Source organism: Trinickia sp. Z7 (assembly GCF_056498045.1).
Window position 1 is genome coordinate 284,184 of record NZ_JAUEQW010000003.1, and the last position, 24,172, is coordinate 308,355.

The window sequence follows — 24,172 nt, forward strand, 5'->3', positions numbered from 1 at the left end:
TTGCGCTTTTCAGGACGAGCACATGCTTCAAAAAGAAACGACAATCGTCAATAAGTTGGGATTGCATGCACGTGCATCGGCCAAGCTCACGCAGCTCGCGGCCAATTATCAAGCGGAAATTTGGATGACGCGCAATGGCCGCCGAATCAACGCGAAGAGCATCATGGGCGTGATGATGCTTGCGGCCGGCATCGGCAGCACGGTAACGATCGAAACCGAGGGCCCCGACGAGCAGGATGCAATGGACGCGCTGCTCAAGCTCATCGCCGACAAATTCGGCGAGGGACAATAAGCCGGGGGGGCCGCTACGCGCGAGTGGCGTAGCGACCGCGCAGCACACACGCCGCGGTGCTCCGCGGCGTTTTTATTCGAAGCCCGTTGCCTGGCGGGAAGGCGCGGCTGCACGAGCGCACCATGGCTTGACCCGCGCGGTTTATCCTTCCGAGGAGGGGCCCTGGCGCCGAGCGACTCCCCGCGATGCTGCGCCGCACGCAGTCAGCAACGGTCAGTGGAATCTATAATCTCGGGCTAGCGGTATTTCCCGCGGCATCACACAACTCGAGGAGGTGCGCGTGTCGTTTTCGCTGCATGGTATTCCGGTGTCACGCGGCATCGCGATCGGGCGCGCCTATCTCATTGCGCCTGCAGCGCTCGACGTCGATCACTACCTCGTGGATCCGCCGCAAATCGAAGGCGAGATCGAGCGCTTTCGCGCCGCTTTGATCGCCGTGCAAAGCGAACTCGATCGGTTGAGCGACGATCTGTCCGCCGACGCGCCGAGCGAAGTGGGTGCATTCATCAACGTCCATTCGATGATTCTGAAGGACGCGATGCTCGTGCAAGAGACGATGGACCTGATCCGCACGCGGCGCTACAACGTCGAATGGGCGTTGACCGAGCAGCTCGAGCGGCTCGCGCGTCATTTCGACGACATCGAAGACGCGTATCTGCGCGAGCGCAAGGCCGATGTGCAGCAGGTGGTCGAACGCATCTTGAAGGCGCTCGCGGGCGCGCCGTCGGCGGCGGCGCTCATCGATGGCGCCAACGCACAATCGGCCGACGACATGATCGTCGTCGCCCACGACATTTCGCCCGCGGACATGCTGCAGTTCAAGACGCAGACTTTCCAAGGGTTCGTGACCGACTTGGGCGGCCGTACCTCGCATACCGCGATCGTCGCGCGCAGCCTCGGCATTCCGGCCGCGGTGGGCGTGCAGCATGCCAGCGCGTTGATTCGCCAGGACGATCTGATCATCGTCGACGGCGACCGCGGCATCGTCATCGTCGATCCCGCGCCGATCGTGCTCGAAGAGTACTCGTATCGGCAAAGCGAGAAGCTGCTCGAGCAAAAGAAGCTGCAGCGGCTCAAGTTCACGCCCACGCAAACGTTGTGCGGCACGAAGATCTCGCTCTATGCCAACATCGAATTGCCCGAGGATGCGCGGGTGGCCGTCGAGTCCGGGGCCGTCGGCGTGGGGCTGTTTCGCACCGAGTTCCTGTTCATGAATCACAAGGACAGGTTGCCGGAAGAGGAAGAGCAGTTCGAAGCGTACAAGCGGGCGGTCGAGTTCATGAGCGGCCTGCCGGTGACGATCCGGACGATCGACGTCGGCGCCGATAAGCCGCTCGATTCGATCGGCGTCGAAGGTTACGAGAGTGCCCCCAACCCCGCCCTCGGCTTGCGGGCGATTCGCTGGAGCTTATCCGAGCCGCAGATGTTCCTCACGCAGTTGCGTGCGATTCTGCGCGCCTCCGCGTTCGGGCAGGTGCGCATTCTCGTGCCGATGCTCGCTCACGCGCAGGAGATCGACCAGACGCTCGATTTGATCCGCGAGGCCAAGCGGCAGCTCGACGATGCCGGGCTGCCGTACGATCCGGGCGTGCGCGTAGGCGCGATGATCGAGATTCCGGCAGCGGCGATCGCGCTGCCGCTGTTCTTGAAGCGTGTGGACTTTTTGTCGATCGGCACGAACGACCTGATCCAATACACGCTTGCGATCGATCGGGCCGACAACGCCGTTGCCCATCTGTACGACCCGCTGCATCCGGCCGTGCTGCATTTGATCGCGTTCACGCTGCGCGAGGCCAAACGCGCGGGCGTGCCGGTGTCCGTTTGCGGCGAGATGGCGGGCGACCCGCAGCTTACCCGGCTGCTGCTCGGAATGGGATTGACCGAGTTCTCGATGCATCCGAGCCAACTGCTGGTGGTCAAGCAGGAGATCTTGCGAGCGAATCTATCTGCGCTCGAAAAGCCTGCCGCCGATGTGCTGGCCGCATTCGAACCCGAAGAGGTGCAGGCTGCGTTACGTTGCCTCGCCCAAGCCTGAGCCGCCGCTCCCGCTCCCGCATACGGGGCAGTCGCTCTGGCGCGCGATTTTCATCGTCGTCCATTCCATCCGCAGTGAATCGAGCATCATCAGCCGGCCCGTCAAGGGCTGGCCGATGCCGCCGATCACGCGCAAGGCCTCGGCTGCCTGCATCGTGCCGATAATGCCGACCGTGGGCGCGAAAACGCCCATCGTCGAGCATGCGACTTCCTCGAACGGCTGGTCTTCGGGGAACACGCAGGCATAGCAGGGCGAGCTGGCGTCGCGGAAATCGAACGTGCTGATTTGCCCGTCGAAGCGCAATGCCGCGCCCGATACGAGCGGCACTCGGTGCTTCACGCAGGCGCGATTGATCGCATGGCGCGTCGCAAAATTGTCGGTGCAGTCGAGCACCACGGTGGCGGCTGGAACGTGCGCATCGAGCCACGCGTCATCGACACGCCGGTCCACCGCCTCCACGCGCACTTCCGGATTCATGCGAGCAAGGGCTTCGCGGCCCGAATCCACCTTTTTGCGACCGACCGTTGCCGTCCCATGCAGAATCTGCCGCTGCAGGTTGGTCAGATCGACGACATCGCCGTCGACGAGCGTCAAGCGGCCGACACCGGCAGCGGCGAGATACATGGCGGCGGGCGAGCCGAGCCCGCCTGCGCCGACCACGATCGCGTGCGCGTCGAGGAAGCGTTGCTGCGCCTCGATGCCGATCTCGTCGACGAGGATATGGCGGGAATAGCGAAGGAGTTGATCGTCGTTCATGGCGGCGCGCGTCGGAAAGCGCTCATGCGGTGGCGCCGGTGAAGCTGCGCCCTCGCCGCCCCGCGCGCTCGCCCGGTTCAATCGGAGCGAGCGGGGCGCGGCGAAGGCGGGCCGGCGATGTTACTTGCTGGGCGAGGCCGCCGGCGCGGACGCCGCCGGCGCCGGCGATGCCGGCTTGACGGCGATCGGCGCCGAAGCCGAGCGCTGCGGCTTGTTCTCGGCGAGCTTGCGTTCGGTCACCGACTTGGACAACTGCACCTGCTTGCCTTCGAGCTTGTTCAGGGCTTGCTGAAGCATGAAATCGTCGGCCGAGCCGAACTCGATCGGCTTGCGGTCGCGATCCTTGGCGCGCTGCTCGGGCGTCTTCTTGTCGTTTTCCTCTTCGAGTTGCTGAAGCTGCTGCAGACGATCCTTCTCGCGCTGCTCTTGCTCCTTCTTCTCGTTCGGGTCTTGCTTGTTGGCCAGGTGGTTCGAGTAATCGACCTCGCGCGTGACGAGTGCGTCGTCGGGATCGCCCTCGGCGTATTGATCGACCGCGATATCGGGGCGAATACCCTTGTTTTGAATCGAGCGGCCGCTAGGCGTGTAGTAGTAAGCCGTCGTCAAACGCAGCGCCGTGTCGGACGTGAGCGGACGCACCGTTTGCACCGACCCCTTGCCGAACGTCGTTTTGCCCATGATCAGCGCGCGGTGCTGATCTTGCAGCGCGCCCGCGACGATTTCGGAGGCCGACGCCGAATAGGCATTGGTGAGCACGACCATCGGCACGCTCTTGTAGACGGCAGGCAGATTCTTGAGCGGATCGGAATCGAACGAGGGCAGACGATAGTTGTCGTACGTGTCGCGGTACACCTGCTTCGAATCGGGAATTTGGCCGTTGGTCGAGACGACGACCGAATTGGCCGGCAAGAACGCGCCCGCGACGCCTACTGCGCTTTGCAGCAAGCCGCCGCCGTTGTTGCGCAAGTCGAGCACGAAACCTTTCAGGTTCGGCTGCTCGCGGGCGATGTCTTCGAGCTTGGACGCGAGATCGGGGACGGTGCGCTCCTGGAAGCTCGTGATGCGCACATAGGCGTAGCCGGGGGCAAGCACCTTCGTCTTCACGCTCTGCACGCGGATGATCGCGCGCGTGACGGTGACGGGGAACGTGCGATCGTCGCTCTTGCGGAAGATCGTGAGCGTGACCTTGGTGCCTGGCTCGCCGCGCATTTGCTTGACGGCCTGATCGAGCGTCATGCCGCGCACCGGCTTATCGTTGATGCGCGTGATGAGATCGCCGGGGCGCAGGCCCGCATGGAACGCGGGCGTGTCTTCGATCGGCGAAATCACCTTGATGAGGCCGTCTTCCTGCGAAATCTCGATGCCTAGACCCGCGAAACGGCCCTTCGTCTGCTCTTGCAGCTCCTGATAATCGGTCTTATCGAGATAAGACGAGTGGGGATCGAGGCTGGAAACCATGCCTTTGATCGCCTCGGTGAGCAGTTTCTTATCGTCGACCGGCACGACGTAATCGTGCTTGATCTGCCCGAACACCTCGGCGAAGAGACGCAACTGGTCGAGCGGCAGCGGCGTGCTGACTTGCTGCTGCGCTGCGGCAGAAAATTGCAGCGTCGCAAAGACGCCGGTGGCGAGGCCAGCGGCGATCAAGCCGATGTTCTTGAGTTTCGTGCGCATAGAGTCTGGTGCGGTCGGGAAACAGGGTGTGAACGCCGAGGGCGAGGGACGGTCAAGTATAACTGCTCGGCGGGGACCGCGCGGTGGCGCAGCCGCGATAGGTCGAGATTGGACCGTCGACGGGCCGTTCGGTTCGCGCGCCGTGCGGCAAGGCGGGTGCCGGGCGCGCGAACCGGCGCGGGTTAGCCGGCTTTGCCTTGCTTGGCGACGGCCGCTTGCGCCTTCGCGATCGCCTCTTGATCGCCGAGATAGTAGTGCTGGATCGGCTTCAGGCTTGCGTCCAGCTCGTAGACGAGCGGCACGCCGTTGGGGATGTTCAACCCGACGATGTCGCTGTCGGAGATCCCGTCCAGGTGCTTGATCAGCGCGCGCAGCGAATTACCGTGCGCTGCGATGAGCACTTGCTTGCCGCCCTTGAGGGCCGGGGCGATGGACTCGTTCCAGATCGGCAGCACGCGCGCGACCGTGTCCTTCAGGCACTCGGTGAGCGGCAATTCGGCGCGGGGCACCTTCGCATAGCGCGGATCGTCATAAGAGGCGCGCGGGTCCGTCGGCTCGAGCGCGGGCGGCGGCGTGTCGTAGCTGCGGCGCCAGATCAGCACTTGATCGTCGCCGTATTTGGCCGCGGTTTCGGCTTTGTTCAGTCCGGCGAGCGCACCGTAGTGGCGCTCGTTCAAGCGCCAGGAGTGGACCACGGGGATATACATGAGATCCATCTGGTCCTGCACGTGCCAAAGCGTGCGGATTGCGCGCTTGAGCACCGAGGTGTAGGCGATATCGAACGTGTAGCCGGCTTCTTTGAGCAACTGGCCCGCTTGCTGGGCCTCGCGGTTGCCTTGTTCGGTCAGATCGACGTCGACCCAGCCGGTGAAGCGGTTTTCCTTGTTCCACGTCGATTCGCCGTGGCGGATGAGAACGAGCTTGTACATGAGGTTGTCGGTCGGTAGTGAGGAAGCGCGTCGCGCGCCGGCGGCTCGGCCGAAAAGCAGAGCGCCATCGCGTCAGACGGTTATTTTATAATGGTCGGATTGCCTGTTCACTTTTGGCGCACTTTTGGCGGATACCCGTGACGTTTTTTACCGATTACACCAACCTCGTGCTGCTCGCGGCGCTCGTCGTCTCCGGCGCCCTGCTGCTTTGGCCGCTCGTTACGGGACGCGGCCGCGGCGGCTTGTCGGCCGCCGAAGCGACGCAGCTCATCAATCGCCGCAATGCCGTCGTCGTCGATTTGCGCGCGGCGCCCGACTATGCTGCCGGCCACCTGCCGGCCGCGCGTCACCTCGCGCTCGACGAGCTCCAAGCAAAGATCGGCCAAATCGCGAAGAATAAGGCCACGCCGGTTTTGCTCGTTTGCCAGACGGGGCTGCAGTCGAACAAAGCGTCGCACATCGTCAAGGCGGCGGGCTACACCGAGGTCCACGTGCTGCAAGGCGGTTTGACCGCGTGGCAGCAGGCCGGCATGCCGGTCGTCAAGTAAAGGAGTGCGAGAGTGAATTCGGTCGTTATGTACAGCACGCAGGTATGCCCGTATTGCCAGATGGCCGAGCGGCTATTGAAGTCGCGCGGCGTCCAACACATCGAAAAGATCTTGATCGACAAGGACCCCGCCCGTCGCGAGGAGATGATGACGCGCACGGGGCGTCGCACCGTGCCCCAAGTGTTCATCGGCGATACCCACGTCGGCGGCTATGACGATTTGTCGGCGCTCGACCGGGCCGGCGGCTTGATGCCGCTGCTCGGCCAAGCCTGAGCGCACGAGCGGGCGGCCGCACGGCGCGCTTTCAACGCGATCGCTTCACGCTTTCCATAGGCCATGCGCCCGAGTCTCGGCTCGGGCGCCACCAGCACGCAAGCGGCCCGTTTGCATCTTGCCGCGGCGCCATTCATCTATCGGAGTCACCATGTCGGATCAGAACAACCAGCCGTTCTTCAACATTCAGCGTGTCTACCTGAAGGATTTGTCGCTCGAGCAGCCCAATTCGCCGGCGATTTTCCTCGAGCAGGACATGCCTTCGGTCGAAGTCGAAGTCGACGTCAAGGCCGAGCGTCTGGCCGAAAGCGTCTTCGAAGTCATCGTCACCGGCACGGTAACGGCCAAGGTGAGCGATAAGGTCGCGTTCCTCATCGAGGCCAAGCAAGCCGGGATTTTCGACATTCGCAACATCCCCGCCGAGCAGATCGATCCGCTCGTCGGCATCGCGTGCCCGACCATCATCTTCCCGTACTTGCGCTCGAACATCGCCGATGCGATCACGCGTGCGGGCTTCCCGCCCATCCACTTGGCCGAGATCAACTTCCAGGCGCTCTACGAGCAGCGTCTCGCGCAGTTGAGCGAGAACCAGCAGGGCGGCGCGGCGGCCAACGCCACGCAGCACTGAGCCAACGACGGCGGCGCCGGCCATGAAGGTCGCAGTACTTGGGGCCGGAGCGTGGGGTACCGCGCTCGCGGCGCATCTGGCCGTGCGGCACGACACGGTGCTGTGGGCGCGCGATCCGGCGCTCGTCGCCGAACTCGCCGCCAAGCACGAGAACACCCACTACCTACCGGGCGTTGCATTGCCCGCCGCGCTTCGCTACGAGGCCGGCTTGCAAGCGGCGCTCGCGCATGCGGCCGACGACGCTTCGCTCGTCGTCGTTGCGACGCCCGTCGCGGGGCTGCGCGCGCTGTGCCGCGCCATGCGCGACGAAGCGCAGTGCGTGCCGGCGCATTTCGTCTGGGTTTGCAAAGGCTTCGAAGCCGATACGCAGTTGCTTCCGCATCAGGTCGTCGCGCAGGAGTTGGCAGGGCACCCGAGCAACGGCGCGCTGTCCGGCCCTAGCTTCGCGCGCGAAGTGGCGTCGGGCCTGCCCGTTGCACTGACGGTCGCCAGTGCGTCGGCCGCTTGCCGCGAGCGCACGCTCGCTGCGTTTCATCATGGCGCGATGCGCATCTATACCGGGGACGATCTGATCGGCGTCGAAGTGGGCGGTGCGGTGAAGAACGTGCTGGCGATCGCCACCGGTATCGCCGACGGTCTTTCGCTCGGCATGAATGCGCGGGCGGCGTTGATCACGCGCGGGCTTGCCGAAATGTCCCGGCTCGGCGCGGCGCTCGGCGGCCGAGCCGAAACGTTCACGGGCTTGACCGGCCTCGGCGACCTCATTCTCACCGCTACGGGCGATCTGTCGCGCAACCGAACGGTCGGATTGCAACTCGCGCAGGGCCGCACACTCGATGACATTCTTGCGGCCCTTGGCCATGTGGCCGAGGGCGTTCGTTGCGCGCGCGCCGTGCTTGCCATTGCACGCGCGCACGGCGTGGATGTGCCGATTACGCAGGCGGTATGTTCCGTGCTGTTCGATGGCGTGGCGCCGCGTGCTGCTGTCGATGCGTTGCTGCGCCGCGATGCGCGAGCCGAGACGACCGGCGGGAAGCCTCGAGCGGGCTGACCCGCGGCGCCGCGATGCGGTTCGATTGCGCTCGTCGGCGCTGTGTTGCGCGCATTGCACGGCATCGCGCCGGCGGGCGCGAAAAGGAGCGAGCCATGTCTTCCCTTATGCTTGGCGCATGCCGATTGGAGGCGTGCGAGGCCGACATCACGACCCTCGCGGTGGACGCCATCGTCAACGCGGCGAACACCTCGCTGCTCGGCGGGGGCGGCGTGGATGGCGCGATTCACCGGGCGGCCGGCGCGGACTTGCTGCGCGAATGCGCAGCGCTGGGCGGTTGTGCGACGGGGGACGCGAAACGCACGCTCGGCTACCGCCTGCCGGCGAAATACGTGATTCACGCAGTCGGTCCTGTGTGGCGCGGCGGCGCTCATGGGGAAGCCGAATTACTCGCATCTTGTTACCGGCGCTCGCTGGAGCTTGCGCGCGAGGTGGGCTGCGAGAGCATCGCGTTTCCCGCCATCAGTTGCGGGGTGTACCGTTTTCCCGTCGAGCAAGCGGTGCGCATTGCGATCGATAGCGTTGTCGATGCGTTGCCCGCTTCCCCGCAGGTGACGCGGGTCGTGTTCGCTTGTTTCGGCGAACCGATGCTGCGTTCGTACGAAGCCGAGCTCGCGCGCCGTTAGGCGCCGCCTTCGAATCCCGCCTGGCGCCAAGCCTCGAACACCACGATCGCTACCGTGTTCGATAGATTCATGCTCCGATTGCCTGGACGCATCGGCAACCGCACCCGCTGCGCGGCGGGAAAGCGCTCGAGCAGGCCGGCCGGCAAACCGCGAGTCTCGGCGCCGAAGACGAACCAGTCGCCTGGTCTGAGGCTTACTTCGTGAAAGCGCCCCGAGCCACGCGTCGTGAACGCGAACATCCGCGTGGTGTCGGGCGTCTCGCTCGCGAGCAGCGCGTCCCAGTTTTTATGCACGCGCATTTGAGCGTACTCGTGATAATCGAGGCCCGCGCGCCGCATCTTCGCATCGTCGAGCGGGAACCCGAGCGGTTCGATGAGATGGAGCCGTGCGCCGGTATTGGCGCACAGCCGGATCACGTTGCCTGTGTTCGGCGGAATTTCGGGTTCGACTAGAACGACGTTGAACATGGTGTGAGGGCGGCAAAAAAGTAATTAGTCTCGTGGGGTGCGCAGCGCGACGAAACAAGTCACGCGCCGGGCGCCGGCGGCCTTCAGCTCGCGCGCCGCTGCGTCCAGCGTCGCGCCCGAGGTCATGACATCGTCGACGAGGCCCACGTGCAGGCCGCGCACGGCCTGCCTCACGCGAAAGGCCGCCGCAACGTTGCGGCGGCGCGCTTGGCGATCGAGCCTCGATTGCTGAGCCGTATCGGCGATACGTTGTAGCAGCGTGGGCCCCGCCGCTACGCCGAGCGCCCGCGCAAGCGGGCGCGCAATTTCCCACGCCTGGTTGAAGCCGCGCGCGACGAGCCGCCCGTGTGCGAGCGGCATCGGCACGATGACGTCCGGCCGCGGCGCGCAGGCCGGGTGATCCTGCGCGAGCTGCGCGAGCCGCTTGGCGAACTCGCGCGCGACGGCCAAGCGCGAATGGAACTTGAGCCCGAGCGCGAGCCGCTCGAGCGGCGGGCGGTAGTCGGCCAATGCGAGCGTGGCATCGAACATGGGAGGCACACGCGTGCATCCGGCGCAGACGAATCGCGCCGGCGCCGCTCTGCCTGCGCGCAACGCCGGCAGCGGCAGGGCGCATTTCACGCAGCGAAGCCGAGGCTCGTTCCAATATGCGGCGTCGCAAGCCGAGCAGATCGGACTTTCTCGCAAGGGGGCGCAAGCCACGCCGCAGAGCAGGCAGTGACGCGGCAGGGCGACGCGAGCGACGCGCCGAACGAGGGGCGCGACCTGCGTGAAGGGCGCGAGCGTTGCCAGCGGCGCGGTTGCGCGATGCAAACCGCGCTCGGATTCGCCGTGCGCGCCGCCACGGCTCGTGTTCGGCCCGCGATGATGCGGCGCCGGCCCCGGTGCATGCGCCATGGATGCCTTCCTCGCTGGACGGATTGAAGCGAGCGAGTATACTTCGGGCTCTTCGCTCGTTCGACCGTCATGTCTCCTACTGCCGCAAAGTCCGGCCGTCCGGCCTACGATTCCCGACTTGTGCGGCGGATATTCGACCGCCGCGCTGCAACCTTCGGCGAGGTGGCGTTCCTGCCGCGCGAGATTTCGCAGCGCATGCGCGAGCGTCTCGAATATATCAAGGTCAGCCCCGCGAGCATGCTCGATGCGGGTTGCGGCGTGGGCGACGATCTCCCGCTCTTGCGCGAGCGCTTCCCCGAAACGCCGCTCGTCGGCATCGATCTGTCGCGCGCTATGCTCGTGCGCGCGTTGCCCCAGGCGGCCGGCGACCCGGGATGGCGGCGGTTGCTGCCGGCCGCGCTGCAACGCTCGCTAGGCGTGCGCGGGCCGCGTCTCGCCCAGGCCGATTTCTCCGCGCTGCCTTTTGCGGATGGCGCGTTCGATTTCATTTGGTCCAATCTGGCGCTGCATTGGCACTCGCAACCCGATAGCGTACTGCCCGAATGGCAGCGCGTGCTCAAACCCAGCGGTCTGTTGATGTTCAGCACGCTCGGCCCCGACACGCTGCGCGAACTGCGCGCGGCCTATGCCGAAGTCGAGGCGGCGCATGGCCTGCCCGGGGCGCCGCGCGTGATCGATTTCGTCGATATGCACGATTTGGGCGACATGCTCGTCGAAAGCGGCTTCGAGATTCCCGTGATGGATCAGGAGACGCTGACGATCACCTACACCTCCCCCGAGTCGCTCCTGGCCGACGTGCGCCGCTGGGGCGCCTACCCGCATCGCCGCGCCTTTGCCGCGACGCAGCCCGCTCACCCGCGGCGCATCCATGCCGCATTGCTCGCGGCCCTGGAAGCGAGGCGGCGCGCGGACGGGACGATCGCGCTGACGTTCGAGGTGATATACGGGCACGCGTGGAAAGCGGTGCCGCGCACGACGGCCGATGGGCATGCCATCGTGCGGGTCGAAGACATCGGCCGCCGGCGGCCCGGCTAGGGCCGGGGCACAGGGCGCGCAGGCGCGGCCGCGGTGTCGTTCCGAAAATTTCGCGGCTGCGACGCTTTGTCGCGGAACGTAAAGCCCCGATCGGTTATGGTCGAAATCAGTGAGCGAGACAACGCCGAAAAGCCCGCCTGAAAGCGCGCAAACGCTTGTCGCACCTGGCTTTTCGGCCGATAGTCGTTTGCTTGTGGATGCCATTGAACCCGCCTATAATGCGTCAGTTTGTCGCCCGGAGATCCCCACATCACGGGGCGGCAGGCCCCGAAAAGCGCGGTGTGCTCAATGGCATGCGCAGGAGGCGGCGATGGCAGCAGCAACCCTGCAGACGGAGGCGGAGCCCGTCGTTCGAGATTGGCTGATGAAGCGCAATTGCTCGGTTTCGCCACGGCAGTTCGTTTTGTTCTATGCGTCTTTGGCCTTGTTTTCATCGGCCATCGCGGCGTCGCTCGTCTTGCGCGGCGCGTGGCCGGTGGTGCCGTTCACGGGCATCGAATTGCTGGTGGTCGGTGTCGCGTTTGTGATTCATGCGCGCCATACGATCGATTACGAGCGTATCCGGCTCTACCCGAACCGGCTCGTGATCGAGCAGATGAGCGCGCAGCGGTTGACGCAATTCGAATTCAATCCGCGTTGGGTGCGGGTCGAACACGGTGCGTCGCTGCGCGATCCGGTCAAAGTCGTGTCGCGCGGGCAGGCGGTCGTGGTCGGGGTGCATCTCGCGCAATACCGGCGTGCGTCGTTCGCCAGGGAGTTGCGGGCGGCGCTTGGCGCGTGCGGTTGAAGGAGGCGGCGCTTGCGCGCGGTCGATGCATGCGGTTGATGTGAATCGGGCCGGCCATCGGCGGGGGCGAGGGTTTGAATGGAAATTTTGGGTAAGGAAGCTATGAAAACAATCAAGCGAGCCCTGATGGGCGTGCTGGCGTCGTGCGGGCTGCTCAGCGCGCATGCTGCCTTGGCAGTCGGCGATAGTCCGGGCGGCCCCGCCGTCAACGAAATCAATTTCCAGCCGCCCGTGACGAAGATCGCCGAAGAGCTGTATCACCTGCACATGATGATGCTGCTGCTGTGCACGGTGATTTTCGTCGGCGTCTTCGGCGTGATGTTCTATTCGATCATCAAGCATCGCAAGTCGAAGGGGCACAAGGCCGCCAATTTCCACGAAAGCACCACCGTCGAAATCATTTGGACGATCGTGCCGTTCATCATCGTCGTGCTCATGGCGCTGCCGGCCACCAAAACGGTCGTCGCCATGAAGGACACGAGCAACGCCGACCTCACGGTCAAAGTCACGGGCTACCAGTGGAAGTGGGCCTACGATTACGTGAAGGGTCCTGGCGAAGGCATCAACTTCTTCTCCACGCTCACCACGCCGCGCACCGAGGTGAACGGCCAGGCGCAAATCACCGATACGTACCTGCAGGAAGTCGATAACCCGCTCGTCGTTCCCGTCGGCAAGAAGATCCGCATCATCACGACGGCGAACGACGTCGTTCACTCGTGGTACGTGCCGGCCTTCGGCGTCAAGCAGGACGCGATTCCGGGCTTCGTGCGCGACACCTGGTTCAAAGCCGAGAAAACCGGCACCTTCCGCGGCTTCTGCACGGAGCTGTGCGGCAAGGAGCACGCGTTCATGCCGGTGGTCGTGACGGTGCTGTCCGACGACGACTACGCCAAATGGGTCGACGACCAAAAGAAGAAGATGGCGAACGCGAACGACGATCCCAACAAGACGTATTCGCTGGCCGAACTCATGCAGCGGGGCGGCGAAGTCTACAAGGCGAACTGCGCGGTATGCCATCAGCCGACGGGCAAGGGCGCAGGCGCGTTCCCGGCGCTCGACGGCAGCAAGATCGTCAACGGCCCGATCGCCAACCACGTGAGCATCGTGCTGAACGGCAAGAATGCGATGCCGACTTGGGGCAAAACCCTGAACGACGTCGAGATCGCTTCGGTCATTACGTTCGAGCGCAACTCGTGGGGCAATCACACGGGCGACATCTTGCAGCCCAAGCAAGTCGCCGACGCTCGCAACGGCAAGATGCCGGAGGGCGGCGATCACCTTTCGGGCGCGGCCGCCCCGGCGGCTGCGAGCGGCGCGGCTGCGGCGAGCGGCGCTGCCGCCGCCAGCGGCCCGACGGCTTCGCGTGGCGCTGCCCGCGCCACGATGGCCAACCGCATGGGTACGAATCAGCCGGAAGCGGTCGCAGCCCGCACCGCACCGGCGGCTTGACGTGTCGCCGCACTATTTGCACTAGGAGATTCTCATGTCTAGCATCGGACACGATGTAGCCGCGGGCCATGGCCATGACGACCATGCGCACGCCGCGCCGCATGGCTGGCGCCGGTGGCTGTTCGCCACCAATCACAAGGACATCGGAACGATGTACCTGCTGTTCTCGTTCACGATGTTTCTCTCGGGCGGCGTCGCGGCGCTGATGATCCGAGCGGAGCTGTTCGAACCGGGCCTGCAGATCATGCGTCCCGAGTTCTTCAACCAGCTCACCACGATGCACGGCCTCATCATGGTGTTCGGCGCGATCATGCCGGCCTTCGTCGGCTTCGCGAACTGGATGATTCCGTTGCAGATCGGCGCGGCCGATATGGCGTTCGCGCGCATGAACAACTTCAGCTTCTGGCTGTTGCCGGTGGCGGCGTGCTTGCTCGTCGGCTCGTTCTTCGCGCCGGGCGGCGCGACGGCCGCGGGCTGGACGCTTTACGCACCGCTTTCGACCCAGATGGGCCCCGGCATGGACTTCGCGATTTTCGCGGTCCACATCATGGGTGCGTCGTCGATCATGGGTTCGATCAACATCATCGTGACGATCCTGAACATGCGCGCGCCGGGCATGACGCTCATGAAGATGCCGATGTTCGTGTGGACCTGGCTCATCACGGCGTATCTGCTGATCGCGGTGATGCCGGTGCTTGCCGGCGCGATCACGATGGTGCTGTTCGACCGTCACTTCGGCACGTCGTTCTTCAACGCGGCCGGCGGCGGCGACCCGGTCATGTACCAGCACATCTTCTGGTTCTTCGGGCACCCCGAGGTTTACATCATGATCTTGCCGGCGTTCGGGATCGTGTCGCAGGTGATTCCGGCGTTTTCGCGCAAGCCGCTGTTCGGCTATAGCTCGATGGTGTACGCGACGGCTTCGATCGCGATCCTCTCGTTCATGGTGTGGGCGCACCACATGTTCGTGACGGGCATGCCGGTCACGGGGCAGTTGTTCTTCATGTACGCAACGATGCTGATCGCGGTGCCGACGGGCGTGAAGGTGTTCAACTGGATGGCGACGATGTGGCGCGGCTCGCTGTCGTTCGAAACGCCTATGCTGTTTGCGATCGGCTTCCTCTTCGTATTCACGATGGGCGGGTTCACGGGCCTGATGCTGGCGATGGCGCCGCTCGACATCCAATACCACGGCACCTATTTCGTGGTGGCGCACTTCCACTACGTGCTCGTGGCCGGGTCGCTGTTCGCGCTGTTCTCGGGCTGGTACTACTGGGCGCCGAAGTGGACGGGCTGGATGTACAACGAGACGCGCGGCAAGATCCACTTCTGGGCGTCGATGATCTTCTTCAACCTGACGTTCTTCCCGATGCACTTCGTGGGCCTGGCCGGTATGCCGCGTCGCTACGCCGATTACCCCGCTCAGTTCACGGATTGGAACCAGGTGGCGTCGATCGGGGCGTTCGGTTTCGGCTTGGCGCAGGTCTACTTCCTGTTCGCCGTGGTGCTGCCCGCTTATCGCGGCGGCGGCGAACTCGAGAAAGCGGCCGACAAGCCGTGGGACGGTGCGACGGGTCTCGAGTGGACGGTGCCGAGCCCGGCTCCGTTCCATACGTTCGAGAATCCGCCCACGGTCGAGTAAATCGATGTGCGCTGCCGCTAGCCGGCCGGCGCCTGCCTAGGAGCACGCAGGCGCCAGCTGCCTTGGCGGCGGTATGGAAAGCAGAGCCGGACGCGGTTCGCCGCGTTCGGATCGGTAACGAAATAGACGATGAACCACCCACAAAAAAGACGGACGCCGGCTCAAGTGCGGGCAGGCAACTTGAGGCTCGGCTTGATTTTGCTTGCCATCGTCGCCGTCTTCTTTTTGGGCGCCGTTCTGAAGCAGTGGCTGTCCCACTGAGCCGCGGTCGCACGTGTAGCGAGGAAGAGAATGTCGACGCGTACGCCGCTCGAGTCGGACCGGTCGTTTAGATCGTTCAATCGGTCGATGCTCGTGAAGCTGGTCGTCATGGCTGCGGTCATGTTCGGGTTCGGTTTCGCGCTCGTGCCGCTATACCGAGCGATTTGTCAGATCACGGGCGTGAACAACCTGGTCAAGCGAGACGTGACGACCGGCGAAGCGAAGAACACGCAGGTCGACATGACGCGCACGGTGTCGATCGAGTTCGATGCGAACGCGCGCGGCCCGCTAGGGTTCACGCCGGAGAGCAACAGTCTCGACGTTCACCCCGGCGCAGTGACGGTGGTGAAGTATCGCGTGACGAACGAGCAGAATCGCGCGGTGCGCGCACAGGCGATTCCAAGCTACGCACCGCAGTTGGCGACCGAGTATTTCAAGAAGATCGAATGCTTTTGCTTTACGCAGCAGACCCTTGCGGCGCATGAATCGCGCGAGATGCCCGTTGTGTTTTACGTCGATCCGAAGCTGCCGCGCGATGTGAAGACGATCACGCTGTCGTACACGTTTTTCGAGCTCGACGTACCGGCGGGCAAGACGGCGCAAAGCGAGGCCATGCAGTCGACGGTGGCGTTGCGGGCAGTTGCGCCCGGGCGCGGGGGGGCGTGATGCAAGCGAGGATGTCATGGAGACGGCAATGACCGCAGGCGGCAAGAGCAGCTTCGCCAAGACGATGAAAGCGGTGCTGTGGTCGTTTTTCGGCGTGCGGCGGCGGGCCGATCACGAGGCCGATACGCAACTGAACCCGTTGCATCTGATCGCGGCGGGGCTGATCGCGGCGGCCATCTTCATCGGCGTGCTGATCGCGATCGTGCATGCGGTCGTGAGTTGATCGGGCGGCCCCGGGCGAGGCAATTTAAAAAGCGAAGCGGCGCGGTACCGACGCGCCGCCGGTTACTGCATAACTGGACTGAAGTGGAGAATCAACAATGAGCGGTCAAAACGAGAGCCCGTATTACTTCGTGCCGAATCCGTCTCGACACCCGGTCACGGCGTCGATTGGCGTCTTGGTCATGCTCGGGTCGTTGGCGCTTTGGATCAACGATACGCCATGGGCTCCGTATACGATGTTCGCGGGCCTGCTGTGGCTGCTCTTCGTGCTGTGGCACTGGTTCGGCGACGCCATTTCCGAGTCGGAAAGCGGCATGTACGGCAAGCGCGTCGACACCTCGTACCGCTGGAGCATGAGTTGGTTCATCTTCTCCGAAGTCATGTTCTTCGGCGCGTTTTTCGGCGCGTTGTTCTACGCGCGCATGATTGCGCTGCACGAGTTGGGCAGCCTCGACTACAAGCTCATTTGGCCCGACTTCACGGCCGTTTGGCCCAACGAGGGACCGGCCGCGCTCGCCGGCCACTTCAAGGCGATGGTGCCGTGGCCCGTGCCGACGATCAACACGGCATTGCTGTTGAGCTCGGGCGCGACCCTCACCGTGTCGCACCACGCGCTGCGCGACAATCATCGGAACAAGGCCATTGCCTGGCTTGCCGCAACCGTCGCACTGGGCGTGTGCTTTCTGTTCCTGCAGGCGTTCGAGTACGTCCACGCGTACAACGAGCTGAATCTGACCCTGTCTTCGGGCGTGTACGGTTCGACCTTCTTCCTGCTCACGGGCTTTCACGGCTTTCACGTGTTCCTCGGCGGCACGATGCTCTCGGTCGTGCTCGTGCGCTTGATTCGCGGCCACTTCACCGCCGATCATCACTTCGCATTCGAAGGCGCCGCGTGGTACTGGCACTTCGTCGACGTCGTTTGGCTCGGCCTGTACGTCGTCGTCTATTGGCTGTAACGGAGGTGCGAGGTCGTCCCGCTGTACGGGGGACGCACTTGCGATGCAACGCCTACGGGTGGTGCATCGCGATCAGATCCTTGGGCCTTGACCGGTGCGCCGCCTTCGAGTCGATCGAGGCGGCGTTTGTGTTTTTGGCAGAAAAGCTGCGGCAAGGTGTCGCAGCGACCAACGAGGTAGGCGCAGCGAGCGCGGGCCGCTAGGCGGTGCGCTCGGACGTTTCTTCGGTCTCTGCGATCCGCCCCGCTCAGCGGCCGAGCGGCACCTGGCTGTAGTGGATCCAGCCGAGCCAATGTGCGAGCCAGAGAAACAGGAACAGCGAAATGGAGAGCCCGACGCGGGTCGCGAGCGACCAGACCATTCGTTTGGTCTTACCGCGGTCGTGCATCATGAAATAGAGCGCCGACACCATACTGGCGATGATGAGGGCGAAAGCGACGGCTACGAGAATGTGCATGGAACCAACCGATATCCGAAATCGACGTAAAACTACCGGTGCAATTATCGCACTCGCGCATGCCGATCGAGCACCGTCCGAAGACGCGGCGCGAAACGCGTGTTCGATGTCGGCGCGCAGCTCGATCGAGGCGGCGCGCGCCGTTTGCACGGTACCGGTATGAAGATCCGCCTCGTTCCCGCTCTGCTCATTGCCCTCGTCATGGCAGTGACGATCAGGCTCGGTTTTTGGCAACGCGACCGCGCGCATCAAAAGGAGGCGCTGCAGGCACAGATCGAGCGCTACGAGCATGCGCCGGCACAGCCGGTCGGCGCCCAGCCTATTGCGGTCGCCTCGATTGCCTATCATCGCGTCAAGGCGGTGGGCCGCTTCATGCCGGAACGCGTCGTCTATCTCGACAACCGGCCCTACCAAGACCGGCCCGGGTTTTACGTCGTGATGCCGCTGCAACTGGCGGGCGGCGGTTACGTGCTCGTCAATCGCGGCTGGCTGCCGCGCAACGCCGACGTGCGCACGGCGATGGCACCGTACCGGACGCCCGCGGGTGAGGTCGCGATCGAGGGCATTGCGCGAGCGAACGCATCGCAGGCCTTCGAGCTGGGAGAGGGCGGCTCGGCCGCGCATCAGCAGATTCGGCAGAACCTGGATGTCGCCTCCTTCGCGGCCGAGACGGGGCTCGCTTTGCAGCCGTTCGTCATCGACCAAACGAGCGATGACGGCGACGGGCTCGTGCGCGACTGGCCCGCGCCCGCGATGGGCGTCGAGCGCAATTACGGGTACATGCTCCAGTGGTGGGGCATGGCGGCCGCGGCGCTGGGGTTCGGCTTGTACGCCGCGAGACGCGCGGCGAAGAAAGAATCTTGAGAGGAAATCACGTTGTCGAAGTCATCTGAACGCATGAAGGAGCGCGAGCCCGCAAACGCCGCGGGCGCCCGCGCCCCAACGGCTGGACGCGCCTCTTGGGCTCGCGGCCGATGGATGGTGCTGCTCATTGCGCTCGTCTGCGCTGCCCCGGTGATCGCTTCCTATCTCACCTACTACGTGTTCAAGCCGAAAGGCGGTGCGACCAATTACGGCACGCTGATCGAGCCGCAGCGGCCGATCTCCGAGGCGCTCATCGTCAAGGACGAAGCGAACAAGCCGATGGCCCTAGCCTCGCTGCGCGGGCGCTGGCTCATGATCAGCGTCGATCGCAGCGCGTGCGACCAAGCGTGTGTGACCAAGCTTTATTTCATGCGCCAGGTCCGCGCGACACAGGCCGGCGAGCGCGAACGCATCGTCACGGTATGGCTGCGCACGGATGCCGATGCCGTGCCGCCTGCGATCGAGCAAGCCTATCCGGAGACGCGCAAGCTGGTGGCCGATCCCTCGGCGCTGGCGGCTTGGCTGCCGAGCGAGGCGGGCACGCGCGATACCGATCACATTTATCTCGTCGATCCCAACGGCAATTTGATGATGCGCTTTCCGGCTCACCCGGACCCGAGCAAGATCAAGCGCGACATCAGCAAGCTCTTGAGTTCGTCGAGTATCGGCTGAAGCCGCTGGCGCGCCGATTGGTTGGAGGTCATTTAGATGTTTTTGCTGCAACTCGCCGCGACAGGGCTGTGCCTCGCGTTGCTTCCCCTGAGCTATGTCTGGATCAAGGCGAGCGACGATAAGTTTCGCAAGCTCGTGTGGGTCACGACTTTTCTCACGCTCGACCTGATCATGTTCGGCGGGTTCACGCGCCTGACCGATTCGGGGCTGGGCTGCCCGGACTGGCCGGGGTGCTACGGCACGGCCTCGCCGTTCCTTGCGCACGCGCAGATCGCGGCGGCGCATGCCGCCATGCCGAGCGGGCCTGTCAGCCTCATGAAGGCTTGGATCGAGATGATCCATCGCTATTTCGCGATGGCGATCGGCGTGCTCATCATCGCCCAGACCGCGAGCGCCTGGGTGGCGCGCGTGAAGCGCAAATCGCTGACGGTGTCGCCCTGGTGGCCCACCTCGCTGCTGCTGCTGATCGTGGTTCAAGGCGTATTCGGCGCATGGACCGTGACGATGAAGTTGCAGCCGGTGATCGTCACGACTCATCTGCTGCTAGGTCTGACGCTGCTCGGCGCGCTGGCCTGGTTTGCCGCTCGCTTGACGCCGATGCCTGCCTACGAGCCGGACATCGCGCGCTACCGCGCCGCCGCGCTCGCCGGGCTCGTCCTGCTCGTGGTTCAACTGGCGCTCGGCGGCTGGGTGAGCACGAATTATGCTGTGCTCGCTTGTACCGATTTTCCGACCTGCAATGGGCGATGGGTGCCTTCCATGAACTTCGCGCAAGGGTTTCACCTGTGGCGTGCGCTCGGCATGACGGGCGACGGCGAAGTCATTACGCAAGACGCGCTCGTCGCGATCCACTGGACGCATCGCACTTTCGCGTTCGTCGTGCTCGTCTATCTGGCCGCGCTCGCCTGGAAGATGCGCCGCTTCGAATCGCTGCGCCGGCCGGCGACGGGCGTGCTGATCGTGCTGGCGCTGCAGTTCGCGACGGGCCTGTCGAACATCGTGCTGCAGTGGCCGTTGCCGATCGCCGTGGCGCACAACGGCGGGGCGGCGGTCCTGCTGCTGCTCGTCGTTGTGCTAAACTTCCGAACCGCTTCCAGCCGACTTGGCCGCGCCGCCGTTCCACCTCGCGAGGCCGCTCCCGCGTGATCCCATGGAAAGCACGACACTAGCTCACCGCCCCGGCTCCCGAATTTCCCAGTACCTTGCGCTCACGAAGCCGCGTGTGACGCAGCTCGCCGTTTTTTGCGCGGTCATCGGCATGTTTTTGTCGACACCGGGCATGGTGCCGTGGAAAGCGTTGGTCGGCGGCACGATCGGCATTTGGCTGACCGCGGGCGCTGCCTTCGCGATCAATTGTCTCGTCGAACAGAAGATCGACGCGATGATGCGCCGTACCGCATGGCGCCCGTCGGCCCGTGGGGAGATCACGACAACCCAGATTCTGGTGTTTTCCGCCGCCCTCGGCGGCGCGGGGATGTGGACGCTCTATACGTTCACGAATCCTTTGACGATGTGGCTCACGTTCGCGACGTTCGTCGGTTATGCCGTCGTCTACACGCTCTTGCTCAAGCCGGCCACGCCGCAGAACATCGTCATCGGCGGCGCCTCTGGCGCCATGCCGCCGGCACTCGGCTGGGCCGCGGTCACCGGCGCCGTGCCGGGCGATGCGTGGATCCTCGTGCTCATCATCTTCGTATGGACGCCCCCGCACTTTTGGGCGCTGGCGCTTTATCGGCGCAAGGACTACGAGAACGCGGGCTTGCCGATGCTGCCGAACACGCACGGCGAACAGTACACGCGCTTGCATATCTTCCTCTACACGGTGATCCTGTTCGCTGTCACGCTGATGCCTTTCGTCTCCGGCATGAGCGGGATCGTCTACCTCGTGAGCGCCGTGCTGCTCGGCGCAATCTTCCTCGGCTATGCATGGAAGATCTACCGCGAGTACTCCGATGCCCTCGCGCGCAAGACTTTCCGCTATTCGATCGTCTATTTGTCGCTGCTGTTCGCGGCGCTGCTCGTCGATCACTACGCACGCGCCCTGATCGGCGCGTGAGTTCCTCATGAACCACTCTCCGCTCGTGCGTACCGCACGCATGTTCGTGGCCGCATGCCTCGTTGGCGCGGCGCTCGTCGTCGCAGGCTGCGGCAAAAGCAAGCCTGCGTTTCAGAATCTCGATCTGACGGGCAACACGCAGTTCGGCTCCGATTTTTCGCTGCCCGATACGAGCGGCAAAGTGCGTTCGCTCGCCGATTACAAGAACAAGGCGGTCGTGCTGTTCTTCGGCTACACGCACTGTCCCGACGTCTGCCCAACCACGATGGCCGAGCTCACCCAAGCGCTGCAACAGCTTGGGCCGGACGATGCGAAGCGTGTGCAAGTCCTGTTCGTCACGGTCGATCCCGAGCGCGACACTTCGCCGGTGCTCTCGCAGTATGTGCAGGCGTTCAATCCCTCGTTCGTGGGCCTGCGCCCGAGCGACGCGCAACTCGCGAAAGTCGCGAAGGATTTTCGCGTCTACTACGCGAAGGTGCCGGGTAAGACGCCCGATAGCTATACGATGAACCACACCGCGGCGAGCTACGTCTTCGACCCTTCCGGCAAGCTGCGCTTGTTCGTTCGCGATGGGCAAGGCGCGCAGCCTTGGGTCCACGATCTGAAGCTGCTGCTCGACTGAGCTCCGCTCGCAGATAGTTCGGCATCCTAATCGATTCGATCGGCCGCGTTCCGACGCGCGGCATATCGATATGAGTTCAACGTATTTCCCTTCGCCTCGGTGCTATGACACCATCGCATGGTTTTCCTCCCTCTCCAATAAAGAAAGCGAGTCTCCATGCAACGCAAAACGCTTCTGAAGCTCATCTCGTCGGTCGCTGCCACCACCGCATTCATTTTCGCCTCCGCCGCACACGCCGAGAATCAAGTCATCAAGGTCGGCACGATTGCCGGTCCCGATGAACAGACGTGGGCGGTCGTTCAGAAGGTCGCCAAGAGCGAAGGCCTCGACATCAAGATCGTCACCTTCAACGATTACGTGCAGCCGAATGCCGCGCTCGATGCGGGCGACCTCGATGCGAACGCCTTCCAGCATCAGCCCTATCTCGACAGTCAAGTCAAACAGCGCGGCTACAAGATCGTCACCGCCGGGCTCACCTATATCTCGCCGATCGGCATCTATTCGAAAAAGCTCAAAGCCTTGAAGGATCTTCAGCCGGGCGCCAAGGTCGCGTTGCCCAATGACCCTTCGAACGAAAATCGTGCATTGCTGTTGTTGCAGACCCGGGGGCTCGTCAAGCTGAAGCCGGGCACCGGCACGAACGGCAACAATGCGACGACGCTCGATATTGCCGACAATCCGAAAAAGCTCAAGCTGCTCGAGCTCGACGCTGCGCAACTGCCGCGCTCGCTGGGCGACGTCGATGCGGCCGTGATCAACACGAACTATGCGCTGGCCGCAGGGCTGCAGCCAACCAAAGATGCGCTCGCGCGCGAAGACGTACATAGCCCTTACGCGAATTTGATTGCGGTGCGTGCGCAGGACAAAGACAAACCTTGGGTGAAAAAGCTCGTGGCCGCTTACCACTCGCAGCCGGTGCGCGATTTCATCGACACGCAGTTCAAAGGCGCCATGGTGCCGTCGTTCTAATCGACGACACGCACCTGAAGACACGGCATCGGCTCGCGAATGCTCGATGCCTGTAGGAACGATACTTCGCTCGCGCCGTCGATGGGCCCACGAAGGCCGCACGATTGAATTGCTGGATCAAAGCTTGGACGTCGATCCAAGCTATGCCGTGCGTGCATGAGGCGGCGTGTTTTCATCGGCGGCGCGCTGCGCGACCAGGCGGCCTGTCTGCTTGTCTGCCTGTCGGTAAGCGATCTGAGGACTCAGAGCGTGCGTTCCCACGTTTGCATCATCACGCCGCGTCCAAAGCGCCGCTCCGGCTCCGTCGCGACCCAGCGAAAGCCCGCGCGCTCGAATACGCCACGCCCGTCGTCGAGCGCGCCGTAGGTCGTCAGAACCAGTTTCTCGTACCCTGCCCGTTGGGCAAAGCCGATGCTTTGCGCGACGAGCAGCGTGCCGATGCCCAGGCCCCGCGCCTCGGGCTCCACATACAGCAGCCGCATGCGTGCCGTGCGCCCCGACAGCGCGGCAACGAACGCCCCGCCGACGATGCTCTGCCGCTGCTCCGCAATCCAGCACATCGCGCGCTCCGGGTCCTCCTGCTGCGCGAATTGCGCGATTTCCTGCGACGCGGCAGCTTCGAAGCGCGGGTCCACCCCATATTCGGCTTCGAACAGCAACGCCTGACGGTGCACGAGCCAGCCGTAATCGCCGGCCCTGGGCGCTCGTAGCAGCACTGGAGTTCGCGACGCGGTGCGATCGAGCAACCGCTCGATGATGCGCATCGCTTCGAGCAATTGCTCTTGTCCCGCCGCCGATAACGAACCGAGCACGCCGCGCACTTCGTCCAGGGCAGCGACTTCGAGCGGCGCGTAGGCGGCGCGTCCCACCGGCGTCATAGCGAGCAGCGACTGCCGGGCGTCGGTTTCCGATTGCCGCCGCGAGATCAATTGGCGGCGCTCGAAGCTCGTCAAGACGCGGCTCAGATAGCCGCTGTCGAGACCGAGCGTGCGCGCTAACTCCGTGGCGGTCGAGACGGTGCCGAGCGCGAGCTCGCGCAGCACCCGCACTTCGGTCAGCGAGAAGGGGCTCTTTTGCAGAAATTCATGCAGCACGCCGATGTGCTGCGTGTAAAAGCGATTGAAATGGCGCACCGCCTCGGCGCGGCGCATCAAGATAGGGTCTGTCAATGCAGGCTTTCTCCGGTTCGTCACCGTATCGTCTAAATTAGTCAGAACTATATGGGATCGCGGTCAACAAACAAGCTTTGCTCGACACCCCAGCTGGTACTAAACAGGTACTTCCGTCTGCGGTAGCGGCTGTTTGTGGCCTGTTTTCAGCCTGTTTTCAGCCTGTTTG

At 64.0% G+C, this 24,172-nt stretch carries 28 protein-coding genes; 21 read left to right on the plus strand and 7 right to left on the minus strand.

The genetic code is table 11. The annotated features are described in order from the left end of the window. Positions 1-22: 22 nt before the first annotated feature. Together QQS38_RS07775 and ptsP are read left to right on the plus strand one after the other, a co-directional pair. On the plus strand, positions 23-292 hold the full coding sequence (locus QQS38_RS07775; protein WP_479644793.1) for an HPr family phosphocarrier protein: 270 nt from the start codon (positions 23-25) through the stop codon (positions 290-292). A 280-nt stretch (positions 293-572) separates the two neighbouring features. Further along, on the plus strand, positions 573-2,327 hold the full coding sequence (gene ptsP, locus QQS38_RS07780) for a phosphoenolpyruvate--protein phosphotransferase (RefSeq protein WP_479644794.1): 1,755 nt from the start codon (positions 573-575) through the stop codon (positions 2,325-2,327). On the opposite strand, the gene QQS38_RS07785 is transcribed toward ptsP, so the two are convergent. The 3 genes from QQS38_RS07785 to gpmA form a co-directional block, all read right to left on the minus strand. After that, positions 2,304-3,083, minus strand: a complete 780-nt coding sequence (locus QQS38_RS07785) for a HesA/MoeB/ThiF family protein (protein WP_479644795.1) — start codon at positions 3,081-3,083, stop codon at positions 2,304-2,306. The genes ptsP and QQS38_RS07785 overlap by 24 nt on opposite strands. Before the next feature lie 120 nt (positions 3,084-3,203). Beyond that, positions 3,204-4,757, minus strand: coding sequence for a S41 family peptidase (locus QQS38_RS07790; RefSeq protein WP_479644796.1), 1,554 nt, complete (start codon positions 4,755-4,757; stop codon positions 3,204-3,206). Between the two features lie 182 nt (positions 4,758-4,939). Then, positions 4,940-5,686, minus strand: coding sequence for a 2,3-diphosphoglycerate-dependent phosphoglycerate mutase (gene gpmA / locus QQS38_RS07795; RefSeq protein WP_479644797.1), 747 nt, complete (start codon positions 5,684-5,686; stop codon positions 4,940-4,942). A 137-nt stretch (positions 5,687-5,823) separates the two neighbouring features. Here gpmA and QQS38_RS07800 point away from each other — a divergent pair, with 137 nt between their 5' ends. From QQS38_RS07800 to QQS38_RS07820, 5 genes are all read left to right on the plus strand, one after another. Then, the gene (locus QQS38_RS07800; RefSeq protein WP_479644798.1) at positions 5,824-6,234 is read left to right on the plus strand and encodes a rhodanese-like domain-containing protein; all 411 of its coding nucleotides are present in this window, start codon (positions 5,824-5,826) and stop codon (positions 6,232-6,234) included. Between the two features lie 12 nt (positions 6,235-6,246). Then, on the plus strand, positions 6,247-6,507 hold the full coding sequence (gene grxC / locus QQS38_RS07805; RefSeq protein ID WP_116137008.1) for a glutaredoxin 3: 261 nt from the start codon (positions 6,247-6,249) through the stop codon (positions 6,505-6,507). Positions 6,508-6,658: 151 nt separating this feature from the next. Next, on the plus strand, positions 6,659-7,135 hold the full coding sequence (gene secB / locus QQS38_RS07810) for a protein-export chaperone SecB (protein ID WP_479644799.1): 477 nt from the start codon (positions 6,659-6,661) through the stop codon (positions 7,133-7,135). A gap of 22 nt (positions 7,136-7,157) precedes the next feature. Beyond that, positions 7,158-8,186, plus strand: a complete 1,029-nt coding sequence (locus tag QQS38_RS07815; RefSeq protein WP_479644800.1) for an NAD(P)H-dependent glycerol-3-phosphate dehydrogenase — start codon at positions 7,158-7,160, stop codon at positions 8,184-8,186. 95 nt (positions 8,187-8,281) lie between these two features. Continuing rightward, complete coding sequence (locus QQS38_RS07820) at positions 8,282-8,812, plus strand: O-acetyl-ADP-ribose deacetylase (RefSeq protein WP_479644801.1); 531 nt, start codon at positions 8,282-8,284, stop codon at positions 8,810-8,812. Here QQS38_RS07820 and trmL read toward each other — a convergent pair. Continuing rightward, on the minus strand, positions 8,809-9,279 hold the full coding sequence (gene trmL / locus QQS38_RS07825) for a tRNA (uridine(34)/cytosine(34)/5-carboxymethylaminomethyluridine(34)-2'-O)-methyltransferase TrmL (RefSeq protein WP_479644802.1): 471 nt from the start codon (positions 9,277-9,279) through the stop codon (positions 8,809-8,811). The genes QQS38_RS07820 and trmL overlap by 4 nt on opposite strands. A gap of 24 nt (positions 9,280-9,303) precedes the next feature. Continuing rightward, positions 9,304-10,092 carry a ComF family protein gene (locus tag QQS38_RS07830; protein WP_479644993.1) on the minus strand — a complete coding sequence of 263 codons (789 nt, stop codon included), beginning with the start codon at positions 10,090-10,092 and terminating at the stop codon, positions 9,304-9,306. Positions 10,093-10,245: 153 nt separating this feature from the next. Here QQS38_RS07830 and QQS38_RS07835 point away from each other — a divergent pair, with 153 nt between their 5' ends. The 8 genes from QQS38_RS07835 to QQS38_RS07870 all read left to right on the plus strand — a co-directional run bounded on the left by QQS38_RS07835 (position 10,246) and on the right by QQS38_RS07870 (position 17,194). Continuing rightward, complete coding sequence (locus tag QQS38_RS07835) at positions 10,246-11,211, plus strand: methyltransferase domain-containing protein (RefSeq protein WP_479644803.1); 966 nt, start codon at positions 10,246-10,248, stop codon at positions 11,209-11,211. Between the two features lie 310 nt (positions 11,212-11,521). Beyond that, entirely contained in the window at positions 11,522-11,998 is a 477-nt protein-coding gene (locus tag QQS38_RS07840; RefSeq protein WP_479644804.1) for a DUF2244 domain-containing protein, read from the plus strand. Positions 11,999-12,076: 78 nt separating this feature from the next. Continuing rightward, entirely contained in the window at positions 12,077-13,447 is a 1,371-nt protein-coding gene (coxB, locus tag QQS38_RS07845) for a cytochrome c oxidase subunit II (RefSeq protein WP_479644805.1), read from the plus strand. Between the two features lie 34 nt (positions 13,448-13,481). Then, positions 13,482-15,089, plus strand: coding sequence for a cytochrome c oxidase subunit I (gene ctaD, locus QQS38_RS07850; protein ID WP_479644806.1), 1,608 nt, complete (start codon positions 13,482-13,484; stop codon positions 15,087-15,089). 129 nt (positions 15,090-15,218) lie between these two features. Continuing rightward, a complete protein-coding gene (locus QQS38_RS07855) occupies positions 15,219-15,350 on the plus strand; it encodes a cytochrome oxidase small assembly protein (RefSeq protein WP_479644807.1) in 132 nt (43 codons plus the stop codon). A 30-nt stretch (positions 15,351-15,380) separates the two neighbouring features. Further along, the gene (locus tag QQS38_RS07860; protein ID WP_479644808.1) at positions 15,381-16,016 is read left to right on the plus strand and encodes a cytochrome c oxidase assembly protein; all 636 of its coding nucleotides are present in this window, start codon (positions 15,381-15,383) and stop codon (positions 16,014-16,016) included. 16 nt (positions 16,017-16,032) lie between these two features. Beyond that, positions 16,033-16,239, plus strand: coding sequence for a DUF2970 domain-containing protein (locus tag QQS38_RS07865; RefSeq protein WP_479644809.1), 207 nt, complete (start codon positions 16,033-16,035; stop codon positions 16,237-16,239). 97 nt (positions 16,240-16,336) lie between these two features. Next, positions 16,337-17,194, plus strand: coding sequence for a cytochrome c oxidase subunit 3 (locus QQS38_RS07870; protein WP_479644810.1), 858 nt, complete (start codon positions 16,337-16,339; stop codon positions 17,192-17,194). Positions 17,195-17,441: 247 nt separating this feature from the next. On the opposite strand, the gene QQS38_RS07875 is transcribed toward QQS38_RS07870, so the two are convergent. Continuing rightward, on the minus strand, positions 17,442-17,651 hold the full coding sequence (locus QQS38_RS07875) for a twin transmembrane helix small protein (RefSeq protein WP_479644811.1): 210 nt from the start codon (positions 17,649-17,651) through the stop codon (positions 17,442-17,444). 159 nt (positions 17,652-17,810) lie between these two features. Here QQS38_RS07875 and QQS38_RS07880 point away from each other — a divergent pair, with 159 nt between their 5' ends. The 6 genes from QQS38_RS07880 to QQS38_RS07905 all read left to right on the plus strand — a co-directional run bounded on the left by QQS38_RS07880 (position 17,811) and on the right by QQS38_RS07905 (position 22,834). Beyond that, on the plus strand, positions 17,811-18,515 hold the full coding sequence (locus QQS38_RS07880) for an SURF1 family protein (RefSeq protein ID WP_479644994.1): 705 nt from the start codon (positions 17,811-17,813) through the stop codon (positions 18,513-18,515). Between the two features lie 114 nt (positions 18,516-18,629). Further along, positions 18,630-19,187 (plus strand): SCO family protein, encoded by a 558-nt coding sequence (locus tag QQS38_RS07885; RefSeq protein ID WP_479644995.1) that lies wholly within the window; start codon positions 18,630-18,632, stop codon positions 19,185-19,187. 36 nt (positions 19,188-19,223) lie between these two features. Next, on the plus strand, positions 19,224-20,333 hold the full coding sequence (locus QQS38_RS07890) for a COX15/CtaA family protein (protein WP_479644812.1): 1,110 nt from the start codon (positions 19,224-19,226) through the stop codon (positions 20,331-20,333). A gap of 4 nt (positions 20,334-20,337) precedes the next feature. Continuing rightward, positions 20,338-21,243 (plus strand): heme o synthase, encoded by a 906-nt coding sequence (gene cyoE, locus QQS38_RS07895; RefSeq protein ID WP_479644813.1) that lies wholly within the window; start codon positions 20,338-20,340, stop codon positions 21,241-21,243. A 7-nt stretch (positions 21,244-21,250) separates the two neighbouring features. Beyond that, positions 21,251-21,865, plus strand: a complete 615-nt coding sequence (locus QQS38_RS07900) for an SCO family protein (protein ID WP_479644814.1) — start codon at positions 21,251-21,253, stop codon at positions 21,863-21,865. Between the two features lie 156 nt (positions 21,866-22,021). Further along, positions 22,022-22,834, plus strand: a complete 813-nt coding sequence (locus QQS38_RS07905) for a MetQ/NlpA family ABC transporter substrate-binding protein (protein WP_479644815.1) — start codon at positions 22,022-22,024, stop codon at positions 22,832-22,834. 242 nt (positions 22,835-23,076) lie between these two features. On the opposite strand, the gene QQS38_RS07910 is transcribed toward QQS38_RS07905, so the two are convergent. After that, positions 23,077-24,003 (minus strand): bifunctional helix-turn-helix transcriptional regulator/GNAT family N-acetyltransferase, encoded by a 927-nt coding sequence (locus tag QQS38_RS07910; RefSeq protein WP_479644816.1) that lies wholly within the window; start codon positions 24,001-24,003, stop codon positions 23,077-23,079. Positions 24,004-24,172 lie beyond the last annotated feature (169 nt).